Origin of the sequence: Lactobacillus gallinarum (assembly GCF_002160635.1) — a bacterium.
In the GTDB taxonomy this organism is placed as follows: domain Bacteria; phylum Bacillota; class Bacilli; order Lactobacillales; family Lactobacillaceae; genus Lactobacillus; species Lactobacillus gallinarum.
On record NZ_NFKZ01000068.1, the window covers coordinates 1 to 1,317 of the forward strand.

The 1,317-nt window shown below is 40.4% G+C and carries 1 protein-coding gene; it reads left to right on the plus strand.

Annotation, left to right across the window (positions count from 1 at the left end; genetic code table 11):
• Positions 1-136: 136 nt before the first annotated feature.
• The coding region (locus tag B5E95_RS10300; protein ID WP_087236584.1) for an RNA-guided endonuclease InsQ/TnpB family protein at positions 137-1,317 on the plus strand (1,181 nt) is incomplete at its 3' end.

The window sequence follows — 1,317 nt, forward strand, 5'->3', positions numbered from 1 at the left end:
AATCCCCGTATTTTAATGCGGGGATGGATAGGGCCAAGCTGACCTAGCAGTCAGCTTTTTTTATTCTAAAAATAGAGACATACGTTCGACTTCCCTGTAAAATATAAATATCTAATCTACAGAAGGAGGTGAAATCATGAAAAGAATGAGCAGCTTAGCCTATCATTTTGGCGTTAAGCTTCGCTTTTATCCTAGTTCTAAGCAAAAGAAAATCATTAAGCTAAACTATGATGCGCAGCGCTTTGTCTACAACTCTTATGTAGGACGCAATCGAAGCAATTATCATGCTAAGCACTACTTAGCTGTTAGACAATATCAAGCAATGCCCTTTGCTTTTTCAGCTCTTAATAGCTATGAAGCTAGGTTGACAGAAGAAGTAGTCGCTAATAGCGAACTATTGGCTAAGCCTAAGAATATCCGCGATGCTTATAGCTTTTTACGCGTTAAAGAAATTGATAGCCTCGCTATTGCCAACGCTATTCAGAACTACCAGAAAGCTTGGAGCAACTATCGCAAGATTGGGCATGGAATTCCGACTTTCCATAAAAAACGCAGCGACTGGTCATATCAGACCAACTGTCAATATCCTAAGCAAAAAGAAGCTTTTCTTGATAACGGGACAGCTAGATTTATTGATGCTAAACATATTAAACTGCCTAAACTGGGTATCGTCCGCATTGCCGGTTTTAGAAGGCTAATCAAAGAGCGTTTGCTTAACCACATCCCAACTAGAATTGGCACAGTCACGATTAAAAAGACCGCTGACGAGCAATTCTACTTATCAATGCAATTAGGCAGTGATACTGCTTTTGTCAAGGAATTGCCTAAATCACAAAGTCAAATTGGCATTGACCTTAACCTTGATAATTTCTTAACAGCATCTAACGGAGCAATGGTTGCTAATCCACGATTTTATTGCAAAACCAAAAAGAAGCTTGCCCATGCCCAACGCGTCTTGTCTCGCAGACAGCGCCGGGCTAAAAAAGAAGGACGCAATTTGCGGCTAGCAAAAAACTATCAAAAACAGCGTTTAGTTGTAGCTAAACTGCATGATAAGATTCGCAGGCAGCGTGCAAACTTTTTACAAGTACTCTCAACTGCACTAATCAAAAACCACGATTTAGTAGTTGCCGAGGAACTAAGAAGCAGAAATCTGTTAAAGAATCATGCCTTGTCTCAAGCCATTTCTGATGTTGGCTGGCGCAGCTTCCTTAATATGCTGGCTTATAAGGCAGATCTATATGGCAAAGAATTTCTAACAATTGATCCTAAGTACACCACCCAAAGATGCCATCAATGTGGCAGTATTATGGGGCA